Origin of the sequence: Terrimicrobium sacchariphilum (assembly GCF_001613545.1) — a bacterium.
GTDB classification, from domain to species: domain Bacteria; phylum Verrucomicrobiota; class Verrucomicrobiia; order Chthoniobacterales; family Terrimicrobiaceae; genus Terrimicrobium; species Terrimicrobium sacchariphilum.
This window is the reverse complement of sequence record NZ_BDCO01000002.1, coordinates 2664669-2682065: the sequence shown is the minus strand read 5'-3', so window position 1 is coordinate 2682065 and position 17397 is coordinate 2664669. Positions and strand designations below refer to the sequence as shown.

Sequence of the window (17397 nt, the reverse complement as noted above, 5' to 3'; positions counted from 1 at the left end):
GCCTCTAGGAGAGGATTTTGATGTAAGCCTTCTGGCGGAGCGTATCGAGCCAGCGTTCCTGGGACTTCATTCGCTCCTGCTGAATGAGGTTGCGCTCGATCTCATCACGAACATCGGAAATCGGCTTCACTGCGGCATTCTTCTTCGCCTCGATCATGAGGATGTAGTAGGTGCCACCAATCTGTACGACAGGGCTTACCTCGCCCGGCCGCAGGGAAAAAGCCACGCTCGTGAGTTGCTCGTTGAGCGTTCCACGTTCGATCCAGCCCCAGTCTCCCCCGACCTCCTGGGTATTCGGGTCTTCGGAGTACATCTGAGCCATACGGTCGAACTCCGCACCGCCGGCAATTTTGTCCCTGATCTCCTTGGCGATGCCCTGTTTATCCGTCGAGGCGACGTCCGAGGAGTTTTCCTCACGGATGACGATCATCCGGAGCTTGACCTGCTCGGGAGTCGCGTAGGACATCTTGTTTTTGTTGTAATAGGCTTGGATCTGGGTCGGCGAGATCACGAAGTCGTTGTTCACCTTCGACTGGCGCATGGCTTGCACGATGATCTTTTCGCGCTCGATCTCCTTGAATCGCGTCAACGTGTATCCCTGTGCCTGCAAAGTGCGGATGAACGCGGAGCGATCACCACCAAACTCCTCTCGGATGATGGTCTGCACACGGTCATCAATCACGTAGTCCGGAATGCTTGCCCCCTTTTCCTGAAGCTTCTTGAACTCCTGCAGGATCAGTTGGCGATCGATCAGATCCTTGATCGCGGCCAAGCGCACTTCTTCGAGCTTCGCGCGCAACTCGTTGCCGCTGTACAACTGACGGAGAGAGCGCTCACGAGCGCCGACCAGTTCTCGTACTTGCGAGATGGTGACCACGTCATTGTTGACGAGAGCTGCGATACCATCGATGACCTCTGCTTTCTGCGCGAGCGCAATACCGGCAATCAAAAGCGCCACGGAGAAAACGACAAAATGCTTCATGTACAGGGAATGGATTCCAAAAAAGACAATATCTCTCGCAACCTAGAATCCGGGTCGGAGGCCGTCAAGCGGGGAAACCGCCCATCCTTTTGCAGCAGCTCCCGACGCTGAGTGAGCATGAGTTTACTGTCACGGGATTCGACCATCGTGATGCGCCTGCGGGCTGCCTCGATGCGAATGCGAGCACAGAGCAATGCATTCTCCGCCGGAAGTGGCAGCGGGCCGAAACGGTCCCGCCATTCATTCTCCAGCAGGCCGACTCCATCGGCTTCCGACACCTCTGCCAGCTTGCGATAGCAGACAATCCTGGTCCGGGAATCTGTCACGTAGGAGGCTGGCAGGAAACTGCCAGCCATTTCGACACCGGGAGAGATCCATTGCGCTTCGTCGGTGGTGACAAAATCGAGCCTCAGTCCGGCAGGTGGACGTTTACCCCGGCGATTCCCCTTGAGAGTATCTACCGCCTGTTTCAGGAGCTTGCAGTATAGATCGAAGCCCACGGTGATGATGTGCCCACTTTGCGCCGTTCCCAGAAGATTACCTGCTCCGCGGATCTCAAGGTCACGCATGGCGATTTTGAAGCCGGAGCCCAGCTCGCTGTATTGCTTGATCGCCGAGACGCGCTTGCGAGCTGCTCCCATCAGATCTCGAGGCAGCATCAGGTAGGCGTAGGCCTTGTTTTGAGAACGCCCCACGCGACCTCTCAGCTGATAGAGGTCGGCCAGGCCAAACAAGTCGGCGCGATCAATGATAATCGTGTTTGCGTTCGGGATATCGATGCCGCTTTCGATGATCGTGGTCGAGACGAGCACATCGGCCTTTCCGCCGACAAATATCCTCATGACGTCCTCCAATGCCCCCTCGGCCATCTGACCGTGGCCGACGATCACCTTGGCTTTGGGACAGAGTTCCTTGATACGGGCCGCGACCTTCTCGATGGTACCGACGCGGTTGTGGAGGAAATACACCTGCCCGCCCCGGTTTAGTTCCCGATTGATGGCATCGCGAAAGACCCGCTCATCGTAAGCGCACACGATGGTCTCCACCGACTGGCGATTGGCCGGCGGTGTCTCGATGACCGACATATCCCTGGCACCCATGAGCGCGAGGTAAAGAGTACGGGGAATCGGAGTGGCGGAGAGCGTCAGGACGTCGACCTGCCGGAAGCGCTCCTTGAGCCGATCCTTGTGCTTTACTCCGAATCGCTGCTCCTCATCGACCACCACCAGCCCGATGTCCTTGAACTGCACATCGGCTGAAACAAGTCGATGTGTGCCGACGACGATATCCACTCCTCCCGCCGCCAGCCCGCGCAGCACCTTCTTTTGCTCCGCAGGCGTGCGATACCGGCTGAGAAGCTCCACATTGACGGGGTAATCACTCATCCGTTCGCGGAAGTTCTGATAGTGTTGCTGGGCCAGTACGGTCGTGGGTGCCAGCACGGCAACCTGCTTCCCGCTCATCACGGCTTTGAACACCGCCCGAATGGCGACCTCCGTCTTTCCGAAGCCCACGTCTCCACACACCAGGCGGTCCATGGGCATATCCGACTCCATGTCGTGCTTTGCCTCTGCGATTGCCCTTACCTGATCGACGGTAGCCTTGTACGGGAACGAATCCTCAAACTCTTCTTGCCAATGGGAGTCTGGAGGATGGGCAAATCCCGGCGCGATCTCGCGCTCCGCCTGGATGCGCAGCATGCTGGCAGCGTAGTCGAAAATCGATTTCTGCGCCTTTTGCTTGGCCTTCTCCCATTTGGCATCCCCCAGTTCCGAAAGCTCGGGGTTCTTTTTGCCCAAGCCGACATAGCGCGAGACCTGCCAGGCTTGATCAAGTGGAACATAAAGGCGGGCCGAGTTTGCATACTCCACGACGAGCATCTCTCCCTCACCTGTCCCGGGTCGTTCCTGCAATCCTTCAAACCGGCCGATGCCATGGTCCAGATGGACCACATAATCGCCAGGGGCAAACTCGCTGAAGTCGGTGGCAGCACGACTGGCGACCGCGCGCTCGCGACGCAAAGCCAGCCGTTGCAGCCGCAGAGCCGCTCCACGCCCAAAGAGCTCGGCATCGGAAAGCACCGCCAACCGGACGGCGGGACAAATAAATCCCCGGGAGAGCGGAAGCTTGAGAAAGACGAGATCCGCCACGTCATGACAGTGTTCTCGAGCCAGTTCCCGGAAACGCTCGATTTCACCATCACTGTTCGCCAGCAACGCAACCATCCAACCTTCGCGTCGCCACTCCTCAAGCTGGCGAAAGAACTGGCCGCGTCTCGCGGCATCGAGCACGAGGTCTCCCGCATGAAACTCCGAAAAGGGTTGCGGAAAAAACGCTGCAGGATCGTTCGCCCCTCCGGCTTCAAGGACGATCTCGCCGCGTCCAACAGGGCCGGAAGAAATGATCAAATCGTCTTTCCCGACATAGTTCTCCAGCAGACATAGCCTGCGGTCGAGATTTCCTGCCAGAATCTCACAGTCTTCCAACGTTGAGATGGAGATCTGTGTATCGGGGTGAAACTCGCGAATGGACTCTATACGGTCGTCATCGAGCTCGACCCGGAACGGCAGGGGCGCCTGCCAGGAATAAACATCAAAAATACCGCCTCGTACCGCGTATTGCCCGCGAGTGCCCACCTGGGCAGTGCGCTCATAGCCAGCGGCGGCCAGCTTTTCTGTCGCTTCATCCAGTGACAATGTGCGGTCCCTTTCCAGGCGAAGCACCGCACCGGCGATTGATTGCGAGGTGGGAACGTGGTGCGTCCATTGCTCGGTATGAACGACAACCGGTCCACGGTAATCCTTGCCGCCGAGCAGCTGCAGCAGTTCCAGACGTTCCGCTGCTGTTTCAGGATCAGCCAATACGGTATCATTTTCATCCGCAGGCGCCTCAAGCTCTGGAAAAATGCGAGTCGCCGCATTCCAGACGGCAAGTTCCGCAGCGAACGCCTCCTGGGCCTTCAAAGTCGGACACTCCACCCAAACGCGCCGATTGGCCTGAGCCCGGATCACCATGCTGGCGACAAACGGTTGCGCCGACTCGCAGACCTCTGATAGTGCGCCCGGCCGACTTAAGCGTCCCTTCAGGACCGGCTCGACGCATTGAATGATGCGATCAAGCGCCGAGGATTTTTTCACGGTAGGTATCGTAAATCAGACGTCCGGCGGACTGGCTGGGCAACTCACGGCCATCGATGGATCGTACGGGCTGGATTCCTATACGGCTGTTGGTAAGGAAGCATTCTGTAGCGCGCAAGAGGGCCTCGAGAACAATCACTTCCTCGCGGGCCGATGAGTTCTGCATCACCCAATCCCGCACGACGCCGTCACGAGCACCGAAAGCAAGAGGAGGCGTGAGCCACTCCCCATCGATGAGAGCAAACAAATTTGCCATCGCGGCAGAAACCACGCTTCCCGCAAGGTCGAGCATCACGCTTTCGTCGCACGCGCTTTGCCGGGCCTCCGCCAGTGCCTGGACGTGCGGCCAATAATTTCCCGTCTTCCACCCCCCAAGGACGGCAAAGATTGGAGCTCGGGATACATGCAGATTCCATCCCCTCTCCCTTTCGAGCGCAGACGGTGCCTCGGCCTCTTCCCCAAATACGAAGACGCGCGATTCCCGTGTTTCCGACAAAGGCGCACCACTGCCCGCGGTAACATAAATCCGCATCATTCCCGAGAAAGAGCCTCCCAGTTCCTCGAGGCGACGTGCGAGTGCCGACTGGAGCCCAACGGGCAGTACAAACCCGGCGGCAGCAGATGCTTTCTGCAGACGCTCCAGGTGCTCCGCTTCCAAAACGGCCCGCCCTCGATGGAGCAGGATCGTTTCAAAAACACTCATGCCGTATCGAAATCCCCGATCCCAAATCGGGATCGTATGGGCATCGATCAGCTCATCCTCCTGAAACTGCCAGGAGAAGGGCGATTTCACTCTTCGTCGACTGCGCCAAGGGAACCGTTACGTTCCAGGCGCTTGCGGAGGGTGGCACGGGTAATACCGAGCAGACGGGCTGCCCTCACCTGATTATTGCCGGTCTTCTGCATGGCGCGCAGGGTAAATTCCCGTTCGAGCCATGGCAGCAGAGGAAGATTGCCATTGGTCGCAGCTCCGAACAATGCCTCGACGGCGGACTCCAGAGTGTCGGCGCCTGCTGCCGGCACCGGGGCTGTCTCGATATTCAGAGAACTCTGGCCAAGCGGGATATCCTTGGGCAGAAGAACATCGGCGGTGGCGAGCACGGTAGCCCGCTGCATCGTATTCTCCAATTCCCGGACATTGCCCGGCCAGGGGTATCCCTCAAGAACACGCGCGGCCTCCTCAGAGAGCTTCAGGAGCGGCCGGTGCTTCTGGTGAGCGATCTTCTGAAGAAAATACTCGGCAAGGAGCCGGATATCCTCGGCGCGCGATCGCAACGGCGGCAGGTGAATACGCACCACGTTCAAGCGATAGAAAAGATCCTCTCGGAAAGTCTTTCTGGAGACCTCCTCCTCAAGGATCTTGTTCGTCGCACACACGATGCGGACATTGGTCCGTATTGTCTGGTTGCCACCTACGCGGGAAAACTCTCCCTCCTGTAAAACGCGCAAAATCTTGCTCTGGATCTGAAGCGGCATTTCACCGATCTCATCGAGAAACAGGGTTCCATTGTCGGACTGTTCGAAACGGCCGATTCGCTGACTATGTGCTCCGGTAAATGATCCTTTCTCGTGACCAAAAAGCTCGCTCTCGAGGAGATTCTCAGGAATTGCCGCACAGTTGATCGCGAGGAAGCTTTTGTTGCTCCGGCTGCTGTAGTTGTGAATGGCTCGGGCGACCAGTTCCTTGCCTGAGCCGCTCTCGCCCGTAACCATGACAGGGGCATCGCTCGCTGCGACACGCCCGATCATTTTAAACACCTGCTGCATTGCGTCGGATTTGCCGACGATCTCGTCCTGATACTGCTCGACAGTGAGCACAGGCTTGAATGTATTCGCTGCTTTGAGCTCCGCGGCTGCTTTGAGTGCAGCATCGGCCACAATCTTGAGATTGAAGGGCAACTGCTCCTTGCGGACAAAATCGAAGGCTCCCATCTTCATCGCCTCGATCACGTTTTGATTCGTTCCGAAGGCGCTGATGATGATCACCATCGTGTTCTGCGACTGCTTGCGTACCTTGGCCAAAAGATCGAGGCCCGAGAACGGATGGAGATTCATCTCCGCCATTACGACGTCGGGATTCTCCATGCAGAAGGTTTTGTAGGCGGCGTCGGCGGAGTCTTCGGTCAGGACTCGGGCGCCAGCACCTTCCAATTGGTGTTTGGCCCACTCTAAAAAGTCGGGTTCACGATCAACAACGAGGATGGACTGCTTGGGCATCGAAAGAAAATGGCAAGAACTCTACAGGCAGATTGGCACGGCTGGCGGTCAGTCATCCTAGTTAGCCCACACGTGGCTAAAACGCAACGCAAACGGCGCGAAGTGCGCAAAAAAAACCAGTTTTGTGACTAGTTTGTTGATCCCGAAGGCTCGTATACAATCCTGCCTTCCTCTACACGAAGGACACTGGCTAACTCGATACGATCTTCTGCATTGAGGGGAACACGAAACTCCAAGGTCTCTTCTCCGACCTTCACAGGGATACCGTTCACGATATCTTCCAGTGCACCTTCAATGGTCGTCCATTGATTGGTCGCGCCAGCCGCTCGTGCGGACGCCGCAACCATCGCCACGTTCTGCGCATTACGCTCTTTTTTGGCGTAATAAGCATGGGAAGTGATCGAACCAATGTTCGGAACGGCAATCGCAGCCATCACGCCGATAACGGCAATGACGATCAGGAGTTCAGCCAAACTGAACCCGGCCTGACTTAATCTGGAGGAGCTTTGCGACACCGTATCAAATTTGACAACCGGTTGTCATAGATTGTCAAGAAAATTGAAGGGAAAACGCTTGCTTTTCCTAAACTCCTCCGTATCGGCGGGAACGCGAGGCAAACTCCTTCAGAGCGGCATGAAAGTCCGCTTTTCCGAAATCCGGCCAGTACTTGGGAGTGACGTGGATTTCCGTGTAGCTAAGTTGCCAGAGCAGGAAATTGGACAGCCTCATCTCCCCGGACGTGCGGATGAGAAGGTCGGGATCAGGAAATCCCGCAGTATAGAGATGCTGGGAAAAGACATCAGGATCGATCTGTTCGGGAGTGAGCTTGCCGGATTGCACGTCACTGAGAAGGGATTTCACGGCATCGACGATCTCAAGACGACCGCTGTAGCTGAGAGCGAGGATGACCGTGAGCCGGGTATTTTGCGCGGTCTGGGCGATTGCCTGCTGCAGCTTGCGCTGACAGGCTCCGGGAAGCTGGGACGTGCGACCGATGGCCAGGAGGCGTACACCTTCCTTTTGCATCTCGGCCAACTTCTCATCGAGGAACCTTTCAAGGAGCAACATGAGTCCCGCCACCTCGGCAGCAGGACGTTTCCAGTTTTCCGCTGAGAAGGCGTAAAGCGTTACAATCTCAACTCCGGCCTCAATGGCAGCTTCCACGCAAGCGCGGATGGATTTCGACCCCTGTTCGTGGCCTGCCAGCCTGGGCAGTCCCCTCTCCTGAGCCCAACGTCCATTTCCATCCATGATGATGGCAACATGTCGCGGCGTGGTAGATTTCATCTTCGCGGGCATTCTTCCCGGCAAATCGGTGAGGCTCAAGAACTCTGTCACATCGAGGTGCTAAAGGACGTTCTTGCGCGAACTTTCGGTGAATGCCATAACCCGCGCTCCATGCGCTCGCTTTTGCTTCTCCTTTTAGTCAGCTTCACCATTGTCGAAGCGCAGGCGGAGGAAATCGACGATCTTGGACGCCCTGTGGACCCGGCCCTGATCTCCGGGCAGCAGGTTCGCATGAAGGTTGACCTTTCAGGAGCCAAGGACAACGTCAAGATTGTCCGGCTCAATGATGGTTCCATAGCGTACGTCATAAAGCGACTCGGTAGTGGTTCGGACCGCCTGGTCACGCCGGAGGAGTTTGCCCGGCTCTATTACGACCAGCAGACGGAGGAGCATGGCTGGTGGGGCAACGTCCTCCATTTCCTGTTCAATACCACGAGCCCCATCGGCATCGCCTGGGTGAGCCTTGGCCTCGCCGGTCAGGCCATTTTCATGGGGCGAATGCTCGTGCAGTGGTTCGTGAGCGAGAAGAGTAAGCGGTCAGTCATTCCCGTTTCCTTTTGGTGGATGAGTCTGGTGGGTTCGACCATGCTGCTCGTTTACTTCATCTGGCGCCGGGACATCGTCGGCATCCTGGGCAACCTCACGGGCTGGATCGTTTACGTGCGCAATCTCGTCCTCATCCACCGCTCGCGCAGCTAGGCGTCGCCCAGCGACAACTCGCAGCTGTGCGCGGCAAAGCCCGCGCCGAACGAGGTGAGCCAAAGGCGACGATCATTTGGATTGGCCTGATTCAGGCGATCTTCCAGTGCCAGCAACACAGACGGGCTGCTGAGATTGCCATATGCCCGGAGAGCGCGGCGGGTTTCCTCCAGCTTGTAGGCGGGAAGAGTGGCTTCCAGTGCATCAATCACGTCCTTGCCCCCGGTGTGGGCGATGATCTGGTCCGGGTCGACGCTTCGACGGGCAAAAAGCTGGTCAACGGCCTGCGCCGCCACCTGCGGGACCTCGCGGGCCAGCTGATTGCGAAGTTTGCCACCGGCATTCACAAAGCGGATTTTTTCCCGCTCCGCCGGGATGTGGAGGGAGCGGAAATTCTTGGCCTGCCATTGTGTCCCCCGGGGCGCCTGTCTCCAGAGCGAGGCGCTGGCCCCGTCTCCGAAAAGACAGGCGCTCACCAGCACACCCGCGTCGTCGTCGAGATAGAAGGCAGCGGAACAGACCTCGACCGCGACGACGGCAACCAAGGCATCGGGATTTGCGGTGAGGAAACATTGAGCGGCATGGAGGGTGGGCAGAGCTGCGCCGCAGCCGAGACCGGTAACGTCGTTCAGATACGCATCGGAGCGAATGCCGAAACGTTCGGCGACGTAACTGGACACTCCGGGGCAGAGATAGCCCGAGCACGTACAGATAAAGAGTGCATCAATATCCTGCGGTTGTACCGCCGCAGTGCGGCAGGCTTTTTCGAGAGCGGCAGTTGCCAGTGGAGGAGCCTCCCGTTCAAAGGCGTGGTTCAGCCCCTCAGCGTCCAGCCTGAAGAGCTCGCGCGGCTGTATGGCAAAATGACGAGTATCGACCCCGGAGTCGCCTTTGAGCACCGTCTCCATGATCTTCCGTCCCCGGCGGGAGAGATGATCCATGGCATTTTCCGCCACCAGGGCCTCCCAGCTTTCCAACTGGGTGAATCGTGCTTCCGGAAAGGCGCTGAAAAGGGATTGGAGATACATCGGAGTTAGCGGAGAAGGTGGAAGATTGCGCCGTACGGCAACAGCCGTGAGGCGGTGGAGAAGAACGCCCGTCCGGGCGCAGAGGTCAAGAAGGGATGCAGCATGCGGGCGAAATTCATGCGGGAGGAAAACCGGGCTTTCATCGCCCGGGACGCTCGCGATGCGGCGCTTTCCCAGTCGGAGTGCCCTCTCGCGTACGCGGCAAGGTGCGGAGCCGTGATCGCAGCGGATTCCAGCGCCATCGACATGCCATTGCCAGTGAAGGGCGGTATCATCGCCCGGGCGTCACCCAGAGACAGTCGCCCACTGGGCCCGGCCTGCCAGCCCAATCGGAATCCTGCTATCGCTGAGCGCGTTTCCGCCCTGCTGGTGGCCCGGCTCATGCGCTGTCGAAGTCTGAGGAGCCCGCCCTCCTCGATATAGCGCTCCAAAATATCCGGACCCGAGATGTCTCGGCGGAGGCGAAAAAGCCCGCAAATGTTTACCGTTTCAGAATCGATGCGGGCCAGACCGACATAGCCATTGGAAGCAATGTGCATTTCCAGGTCACTCTGAATGGGCAGCCCTGAGAAGTGGCCTTTCAAGCCGATCCAATCGCCCTGCCGGGGAATCCTCCCGGAGCACCAGACATGCCCCTCCCTTTCATCACCGGTGAGCCGGGAATGCGTAAAGACTTGTCCCCCGGAACCAGTCAATGAGCGCTGCAATCTGTCATCAAGAATGTAACGGGAAATGCCCCGTGCCGGAACGGGCAGCATTCCTCGATGCAAGCAGGTTTCTCCGCGATACCAGGCGTGCGTTTCCAGGCGTTCCGCGTCTTTCAGCGCGTCTTTGATTCCGAGTTCCGCAAGAGTTTCGTCGGAAACACCGCTGATGAATTCTCCGCAGACGCGATGACGTGGATAACCTCCCGCCTCATATAAATCCACTGGCACGCCGTGTTTGCGAAGCGCTATGCCCAGGGACAGCCCCGAAAGACCTCCGCCAACGATGGTCACGGTCTTCATCGTCGAATGGCGGCAAAGCGAAACGAGCCCCTCCCGTCCACCGTTTCGTGAATCTCCCACTGCCCACTCAGTTGAAGAAGATCAGCCAGCTCCCCTCGCCGGAATCCGGCCCGGATGCTTGCGGGCATGTCGTGCCGGGTCACCCGCCCCACCAGCGGCCACATCAGATAAGCCAGCGCCATGGAAAACCGCGAGCGGTAGGGTTCGCAGACGAAGATCGCGCGGAAGTTCTGAAGATGAGAGCCGAGCATGGCGAGTTGGTCGTCCGTGAAGTGATGAATGATCATCCCCCCGATGAGGACGTCTGCTGAAATACGCGGCAGGAGGTCAAAGAGGTTGCCTTGAATCCAGGAAATGTCTTTGACCAGGCCTGCGGGCCTCGGTTGCAAGTCCATCGCCGTAAGCGGGATAGCGGGATAATGGCGATGAATGGCCCGGGATAGGCAACCTTCCCCCGCCCCGATCTCGACGATGCCAGCAAAGCTAGAGGGCGGAAATTTTCGGAACTGGCGGAGGAACCATATCTGGTTCCCCATCAGGGCATTAATCATCCGCAAATCCTGTCGGCTGCGTAGCGCCTCCGGGTCGTTCGCGTCGAGGTTGTCCAGAAGCTCGGATTCAACGACTCTGGTGATTGCCATTAGCCACTCTCCCGCATATCGTGCCACACTTGCAAAAATGAACTCGTCGTCACAACCCATCATCTACCTCGATAACAACGCCACCACGCAAGTGGATCCCGCTGTGTTCGACGCGATGATGCCGTGGCTGCGTGACGAGTATGGAAATCCATCCAGTGTATACGGATTGGGCCGCCGCGCCGCGTCTGCCCTCGACACCGCGCGTGAGCAGGTTTCCTCGTTGATCGGCTCCACGCCGGAGGAAGTGCTTTTTACAAGCTGCGGCTCGGAGTCCATCAACTCGGCCATTCTTTCGGCCGCGTCGATCGATCCGGATAAAACGCACATCATCACGACCGCGGTCGAGCACAGCGCCACGATCAAGCTCTGTGAGCATCTCGCCCGCCGCGGCTACGAGATCACCTGGCTGCCGGTGAATTCCTCCGGCCATCTCGACCTGGAAAAGCTCGCAAAGGCGATCCGCCCGGATACGGCGCTGGTCACCCTGCTTTGGGCCAACAACGAGACGGGCGTGCTGTTCCCAGTCCAAGAGATCGCAAAGATAACCAACGAGAAAAAGGTGCCTCTGCACATCGACGCGGTGCAGGCCGTGGGCAAGCTGCCCATCGGAGCCAGCGACCTCGGCGTGCAATTCCTTTCCCTTTCCGGCCACAAGCTGCATTGCCCAAAGGGCGTCGGTGCGCTTTACGTAAACCGCCGGATGCGCTTCACCCCATGGCTGCGTGGCAGCCAGGAAAACGCCCGTCGCGGTGGCACGCAAAATGTCGCATCCATCGTCGGCCTGGGCAAAGCGGCTGAACTCGCCGCCACTCACCAGGAAGAGGAGCGTACGCGCGTGAAGGAATTCCGGGACCGTTTTGAAAACACGATGCTGACCCAGGTCGCCGGCACCGAGGTGAATGGTGATCGGGAGAACCGCCTACCAAACACCTCAAGCCTGTCCTTTGAAGGCATCGAGAGCGAGGGCGCGCTGATGCTCCTCGATGACCAGGGTATTTGCTGCTCCGCGGGATCGGCCTGCACCAGCGGATCGGTGCATCCGTCCCACGTGCTCAAGGCCATGGGATTCACCAATGACCGCGCCCGTGGCAGCCTGCGATTCTCTTTCGGTCGGTTCAATACGGATGAGGAAATCGACAAAGCTATCGAAGCCGTTCCGACCGTGATCGAGAAGCTTCGCAAGCTCAGCCCTGCGGGAAGCCCGGTTCTCGCAGCCCAGGAGTAAGAGCCTTTTTGATCAACCGCGTCAGGCAGCCTGCCGCGGTTGACGCGTTTCGGCGCTCGGCACCCAGACGTAGTCCATCCCGGCAGCCTTGGCTGCGGCGATGCCGGTCGGGCTGTCTTCAAACACGACACAGCCAGCGGGCTCGATCTTGATGCGCCTGGCCGCCTCGAGAAAGGGATCGGGAAACGGCTTGCCGCGCTGGTAGTCCTCGGAGCAGACGATGGCGTCAAACATCTCAAGGATACCAAGGGCGTTCAGCGTGGCCTCGACCAACAGGCGATGCCCGCCGGAGGCGATGGCCATGGGCTTTACCCCATGCAGAGATTTCGCAATATCCAACACCGGCTGGATCGGTTGAACTGCGGCGATCTGCTCCAGGTAGTAGCTTTCCTTCCGATGAACGGTTTCGGCGACATCCATCGTGTAGCCAAATTGTTCATTCAGGCTTTCAACAATCACCGCCGTGGGCTTGCCGCCCCATTGGTAAAACAGATCCTCGGGGATTTCGCCGCCCATTTCCCTTACGGCCTTGGTCCAGGCAATGAAGTGAATCGGCATGGAATCGGCAATCGTGCCGTCGCAGTCAAAAATGTAGCCGTCGAATGTACGCGAAGGAATCTCAAGAACCATGACGGTATCCATGTGTATCCGGCGGTAAACGCCGCGTCACGGGAATTTGGCAGACCGGAATTGCGTTTCCCCTCCTGCCGCCGTATAGGACAGCAGATATGAGTCTCAAGTCCCTGGGACGATTCCTGCGCGAAAACCCGTTCGTAGTTCTTCTCGCCGCCCTCTTGATCATGATGCTTGGCGCACCATTTGCGCCGCACATCGGTCGCATTTTTTTCAAGGATTCCAAGGACGCCTCCCTCGCGCCCTTCATTCTGATCCTCACAGTGGGGGCAGCGTGGTCGATCTGGCCTACGGCCAAAAATCGCGCCCTGACCATTGTCCTCGGAGGGCTCATGCTGGCCCTGCTTTACCTGAGCACCGTTTTTGTCCAACAGCAGTCCTTCGTCGCGATCCATCTGATTGGGCAGTCTCTCTTCCTTGGTTACGTCATCGCTGTGGTGACGCGAGATGTCTTTGAGGCTCCGATTGTGGACGGGAACATCCTTTGCGGGGCGGCCTGTCTGTATCTGCTGGTCGGGGTCTTGATGGGCTTTCTCTACTGTCTTGTGGAGATGTTCCTCCCTGGTGCCTTTACGGTTACCAATCTCGACGGCCGCCCGACCCAAACCAACCTGGTCGTGAACCCGGGCTGGCTGGTTTACTTCAGCTTTACCACCCTCACGTCGGTGGGTTTTGGAGACATCCTTCCCACCAGTGAAATCACCCGAAGCCTTTCCGCCTTCGAAGCCGTGGTGGGCCAGATCATGGTCGTGGTGATGATGGCGCGGCTCGTCGGCCTCCACGTTGCGCAGATCAGCTCCGGAGCCAAGAAGAAGATCGTCCTGGAAACCGAGGACAAAAAATAAAGCGGCGGCACCTGGAGGCACCGCCGCTAAAAAAGAGTTTTGCCCTGCTCGTGCCGTTCTGACGCATATCCCGTTCCCCTATGATTAGGGTGGATGACCGCCAGACAGCGCTCTGACTTCCAGTGAAGGCATGTCATCACACCGCCCAGCCAAGCCTCCGGGACGATTGTATTTATCGGATCGGGAGTTTGCGCCGTGTAATCGCGAACACAGCAGGGCAAATTCGCGCCCGCCTTTCAGCGGGCAAAATCTGTTAAATTGTCGGAAGAACTATTCGCGAAACTCCGCTCCGAGATCGGCCTTGAGCTTGTCCCTCAAGCGGCTGACCGAAGCAGTAACTTCGTCGCTGTTGAGCGTCCGCTCGGGAGCGCGGAATGTCAAGGAGATCGCGACAGATTTCCGGTCTGCGGCGAGCTTCGCCCCGGTTGCATCGCTGAAGACATCAAAGGGCTCGATGTCCACCAGCAGAGGCTCGCGGACCGCCTGCAGCGTCCTCTCGATCTCGCCGTAGGGCAAGGTCGCGGGAACGACAATGGCGATGTCGCGGGTGGTTGCCGGGTATTTCGGAATCTCGCGGTAAACCGGCGAGGCGGGAATTGACTGCAACGCCGAGAGATCGATCTCGGCGACGAGCACTGATTCGCGCGCGTCGAGCTTGCGGGCTGCGGCGGGAGACAACTGGCCAATCAGGCCGAGCGTCTTGCCATTGGCGGAAACAGTCGATACCAACGCGAGATCGCCCTGGGCATCGGACTTCTTCCACTCGAGTTCAACTGGAACCAGCGCGGCTATGATACCCTTGAGGTTCCACCAGTCGAAGGCCTTGGCTGCCCCGTCCCGCCAGGAGCTTGTGCGGCTCAGGCCGGTCAGCGCGATGGCGAGCGTGGGGCTTTCCTCCCGCCCCCTGGCATGGAAGGTGCGCCCGACTTCAAAGAGAGCCACCGAAGCGGCGCCGTAGCGGAGATTGCGCTCCACCGCCGCGAGGAGGCCTGGAATGAGGCTGCTGCGGAGAAAGGACTGATCCTCGCCCAGCGGATTCTTGAGCTTGATCGCTTCGGCTTCGCTCCAGACGGAGGCCGGAGACACCAGCGTGCTCGTGCGAGCTTCGCTCAGGCCCAGCCCGGCGAGACGACCGCGCACGCGGATTTGAAAGTCATAGGAGGCATCCGCCTTGGTCGGCTCCGCCGGATTGGCGGAAACCCTGGACGGGATGCGGTCAATACCGACAACGCGCGCCACTTCCTCCACGAGATCCACCTCGCGGATCAGGTCGAGGCGATGGCTCGGAATGCCCCACGTCGTCGCAGTTTCGGAGACTTCCCCAGCGGTCAGGCCGAGCCCGGACAAAGCCGCAGTGATTTCGTCTGCCGTGAGCTCCAGTCCGAGCAGTGCATTGACTTTCCCCTGGCGCAGGGCCACCGGAGCCGGAGCCTCCGGTTCTTTTCCGGAAACTTCCGCGGAACCCGAGATCGTGCCGCCAGCCAGCTCCAGGATAAGCTGTGTGGCGCGAGCGGAAGCCGCCAACACGCCAGCCGGATCGATGCCGCGCTCGAAGCGGTAGCTTGAGTCGCTGTGCAGATCAAGGCGGCGACCGGTACGGCGTACGCCGCTGGTCTGGAAAATCGCGCTCTCCAGGAGAATCTCGGTGGTCGTCTCGGTGACGCCTGATTCCTCGCCGCCCATCACCCCGGCGAGAGCCAGAGTACGGGCAGAATCGGCGATGACGAGGTCGTCGGTGCTCAGAGTGTACTCGCGTCCATCGAGGGCGAGGAACTTCTCCCCTTCCCCGGCGAGGCGCACCTGGATGTCGCCATTCACCTTGGCTGCGTCGAAGGCGTGGAGCGGCTGGCCGATCTCCAGCATGACGAAATTCGTCACGTCGACGACGTTGTTGATGGAACGAAGCCCCACGGATTCCAGGCGCTGGCGCAGCCAATCCGGACTCGGACCTACTTTCACACCCGCAATGCGCTGCAGCGTGTAGAACGGGCAGCGCTCCAGATCGCCGATGCGACTGGCGTATTCCGTCGTCTGAGGCGCAGCCGGGCGGGTCCACTTAAGCGCCTGGCTCGTGAAAGCCGCGACCTCGCGCGCAATCCCGACATGGCTGAGCCAGTCGGGGCGATTTGGCGTGATCTCGATCTCAAAGGCCGTCTCCGGCGGGAAGAGCGTGGCAATGGGCTGACCGACGGGAGCGTCGGCAGGCAGGATGAGCAGACCGTCGGCATCGGCGGCGAGCGAAAGCTCCTTGGCGCTGCACAGCATGCCTTCGCTTTCCACTCCTCGGAGTTTGCCCACCTTGATCTTGAAATCGCCCGGCAACACGGCTCCCGGAAGCGCGAGGGGCACCTTGTCACCCACCTTGAAGTTCTTCGCGCCGCAGACGATCTGGCGCGGATGGCCGGAGCCATCGTCGACGCGGCAGACGCTCAGGCGGTCGGCGTTCGGATGCTGGGTTGCTTCGAGGATCTGCGCGATGACGACCTTGGGGAAATCCGCCCCTCGGGTCGCGATCGAGCCGACCTCCAGCCCGGTGCGGGTCAGGAGTGTGGCGAGTTCCTCGGGCGTGCCCGTCCAGTCGACGAATTCACGCAGCCAATTCAGAGAAATGTTCATAGAGCAGAGAACTGCTTGAGAAAGCGAAGGTCGTTTTCCACGAGCATGCGAATGTCCGGCACCTGGGCCAGATTCATCGCCAGACGGTCGAGGCCAAAGCCAAAGGCAAAGCCGCTGACCACATCGGGATCGAAGGCGCGATCACCGCGCTTCTGGCAGATTGCCTCGAAGACAGCGGGATCAACCATGCCGCAACCGGCAAGCTCCATCCACTTTCCGCCAAGGGACTTGGCGCGGATGTCGATCTCGTAGCTGGGCTCGGTGAAGGGGAAGAAATGCGGACGGAACCTCACCTCGGTTTCGGAACCAAAGAGCTGGCGGAAGAAATACTCCGTCGTGCCCTTGAGATCGGCCACCGAGACATCGCGATCCACATAGAGACCCTCCATCTGGGTAAACTGGGCCAGATGCGTGGCGTCCACCTCGTCACGGCGATAGGCCGCACCCGGGGCGATGATACGCACCGGAGGGGCCTGATTTTCCATGACGCGGATCTGGACGGTCGAGGTGTGCGTGCGCAGCAACCGGCCATCCGGGAGATAAAAGGTATCCTGCTCGTTGCGAGCGGGGTGATCCTGCGGGGTATTGAGGGCATCGAAGCAATGCCACTCGTCCTCGATATCCGGGCCTTCCGCGACGGCAAAGCCGAGACGGCGGAAGATGCGGACGGCGCGGTCGAGCAAATGAGTCAGAGGATGCAGCGCACCCTGCTCGGCCGGAATGCCGGGAAGAGAAATGTCGACGCGGGAAAGTACCTCCGCATCGGCTTGGGAGGCCAGGGACTGCTCGCGCTCCTCCACCCGGGAGGTGACGCTCTGGCGCAGTTCATTGAGCGCCTTGCCAAAGCGAGGACGGTCCTCCTTGGCGACGTGGCGCATGCCCTCGCTGAGTTTGGTGATTTCCCCCTGCTTGCCAAGGTACTTGACCTTGAAAGCGTCGAGGGAACTGCGGTCGCCTACCGTTTCGATCTCGGCCAGCGCCGCAGCCTGTAACGAAGCAATCTCCGCTTCCATCTGCGTATGATCAGGACGCGCAAAAACCCAGACAGGCTCTTGGCTCGTCTGGGTTTTGCACGAAAAC

15 protein-coding genes and 1 other RNA gene are annotated in these 17397 nt (G+C 59.1%); 3 read left to right on the top strand and 13 right to left on the bottom strand.

The features are described 5' to 3' along the window. Positions 1-4 precede the first annotated feature (4 nt). The 6 genes from TSACC_RS12565 to uppS all read right to left on the bottom strand — a co-directional run bounded on the left by TSACC_RS12565 (position 5) and on the right by uppS (position 7623). Positions 5-982 carry a peptidylprolyl isomerase gene (locus tag TSACC_RS12565; protein ID WP_075079609.1) on the bottom strand — a complete coding sequence of 326 codons (978 nt, stop codon included), beginning with the start codon at positions 980-982 and terminating at the stop codon, positions 5-7. Continuing rightward, positions 979-4119 carry a transcription-repair coupling factor gene (gene mfd, locus TSACC_RS12560; protein WP_075079608.1) on the bottom strand — a complete coding sequence of 1047 codons (3141 nt, stop codon included), beginning with the start codon at positions 4117-4119 and terminating at the stop codon, positions 979-981. Before mfd ends, TSACC_RS12565 begins: the two co-directional genes overlap by 4 nt. Then, positions 4097-4912 carry an aminotransferase class IV gene (locus TSACC_RS12555; RefSeq protein WP_075079607.1) on the bottom strand — a complete coding sequence of 272 codons (816 nt, stop codon included), beginning with the start codon at positions 4910-4912 and terminating at the stop codon, positions 4097-4099. The genes mfd and TSACC_RS12555 overlap by 23 nt, the downstream gene beginning before the upstream one ends. Continuing rightward, positions 4909-6336: a sigma-54-dependent transcriptional regulator gene (locus tag TSACC_RS12550; RefSeq protein WP_075079606.1), complete on the bottom strand. Its 1428-nt coding sequence runs from the start codon at positions 6334-6336 to the stop codon at positions 4909-4911. Before TSACC_RS12550 ends, TSACC_RS12555 begins: the two co-directional genes overlap by 4 nt. Before the next feature lie 128 nt (positions 6337-6464). Continuing rightward, positions 6465-6851 carry a type II secretion system protein gene (locus tag TSACC_RS12545; protein ID WP_075079605.1) on the bottom strand — a complete coding sequence of 129 codons (387 nt, stop codon included), beginning with the start codon at positions 6849-6851 and terminating at the stop codon, positions 6465-6467. Positions 6852-6918: 67 nt separating this feature from the next. Beyond that, a complete protein-coding gene (gene uppS / locus TSACC_RS12540; RefSeq protein WP_075080726.1) occupies positions 6919-7623 on the bottom strand; it encodes an undecaprenyl pyrophosphate synthase in 705 nt (234 codons plus the stop codon). 111 nt (positions 7624-7734) lie between these two features. Here uppS and TSACC_RS21310 point away from each other — a divergent pair, with 111 nt between their 5' ends. After that, the gene (locus tag TSACC_RS21310; protein ID WP_202815959.1) at positions 7735-8322 is read left to right on the top strand and encodes a lipid-A-disaccharide synthase N-terminal domain-containing protein; all 588 of its coding nucleotides are present in this window, start codon (positions 7735-7737) and stop codon (positions 8320-8322) included. On the opposite strand, the gene TSACC_RS12530 is transcribed toward TSACC_RS21310, so the two are convergent. Genes TSACC_RS12530 through TSACC_RS12520 form a run of 3 tightly spaced genes read right to left on the bottom strand, consistent with a single transcriptional unit; the run spans position 8319 to position 10998 of the window. Continuing rightward, complete coding sequence (locus tag TSACC_RS12530; protein ID WP_075079604.1) at positions 8319-9350, bottom strand: beta-ketoacyl-[acyl-carrier-protein] synthase family protein; 1032 nt, start codon at positions 9348-9350, stop codon at positions 8319-8321. The two genes, TSACC_RS21310 and TSACC_RS12530, sit on opposite strands and share 4 nt — an antisense overlap. A gap of 5 nt (positions 9351-9355) precedes the next feature. Continuing rightward, entirely contained in the window at positions 9356-10357 is a 1002-nt protein-coding gene (locus TSACC_RS12525) for an NAD(P)/FAD-dependent oxidoreductase (protein WP_075079603.1), read from the bottom strand. Continuing rightward, positions 10354-10998, bottom strand: coding sequence for a class I SAM-dependent methyltransferase (locus tag TSACC_RS12520; protein WP_075079602.1), 645 nt, complete (start codon positions 10996-10998; stop codon positions 10354-10356). Before TSACC_RS12520 ends, TSACC_RS12525 begins: the two co-directional genes overlap by 4 nt. Positions 10999-11035: 37 nt before the next feature. On the opposite strand from TSACC_RS12520, the gene nifS reads away from it, so the two are divergent. Next, the gene (gene nifS, locus TSACC_RS12515) at positions 11036-12223 is read left to right on the top strand and encodes a cysteine desulfurase NifS (RefSeq protein WP_075079601.1); all 1188 of its coding nucleotides are present in this window, start codon (positions 11036-11038) and stop codon (positions 12221-12223) included. 21 nt (positions 12224-12244) lie between these two features. Here nifS and TSACC_RS12510 read toward each other — a convergent pair whose 3' ends face one another. Next, the gene (locus TSACC_RS12510; RefSeq protein ID WP_237763963.1) at positions 12245-12865 is read right to left on the bottom strand and encodes an HAD family hydrolase; all 621 of its coding nucleotides are present in this window, start codon (positions 12863-12865) and stop codon (positions 12245-12247) included. A gap of 86 nt (positions 12866-12951) precedes the next feature. Here TSACC_RS12510 and TSACC_RS12505 point away from each other — a divergent pair, with 86 nt between their 5' ends. Beyond that, on the top strand, positions 12952-13701 hold the full coding sequence (locus TSACC_RS12505) for a potassium channel family protein (protein ID WP_075079600.1): 750 nt from the start codon (positions 12952-12954) through the stop codon (positions 13699-13701). A gap of 37 nt (positions 13702-13738) precedes the next feature. On the opposite strand, the gene ssrS is transcribed toward TSACC_RS12505, so the two are convergent. The 3 genes from ssrS to pheS form a co-directional block, all read right to left on the bottom strand. Then, a non-coding RNA gene (gene ssrS / locus TSACC_RS12500) (6S RNA) lies at positions 13739-13923 on the bottom strand. 48 nt (positions 13924-13971) lie between these two features. Next, positions 13972-16317 carry a phenylalanine--tRNA ligase subunit beta gene (gene pheT, locus TSACC_RS12495; protein WP_075079599.1) on the bottom strand — a complete coding sequence of 782 codons (2346 nt, stop codon included), beginning with the start codon at positions 16315-16317 and terminating at the stop codon, positions 13972-13974. Further along, complete coding sequence (gene pheS / locus TSACC_RS12490; RefSeq protein WP_075079598.1) at positions 16314-17330, bottom strand: phenylalanine--tRNA ligase subunit alpha; 1017 nt, start codon at positions 17328-17330, stop codon at positions 16314-16316. The genes pheT and pheS overlap by 4 nt, the downstream gene beginning before the upstream one ends. Positions 17331-17397: the final 67 nt, after the last annotated feature.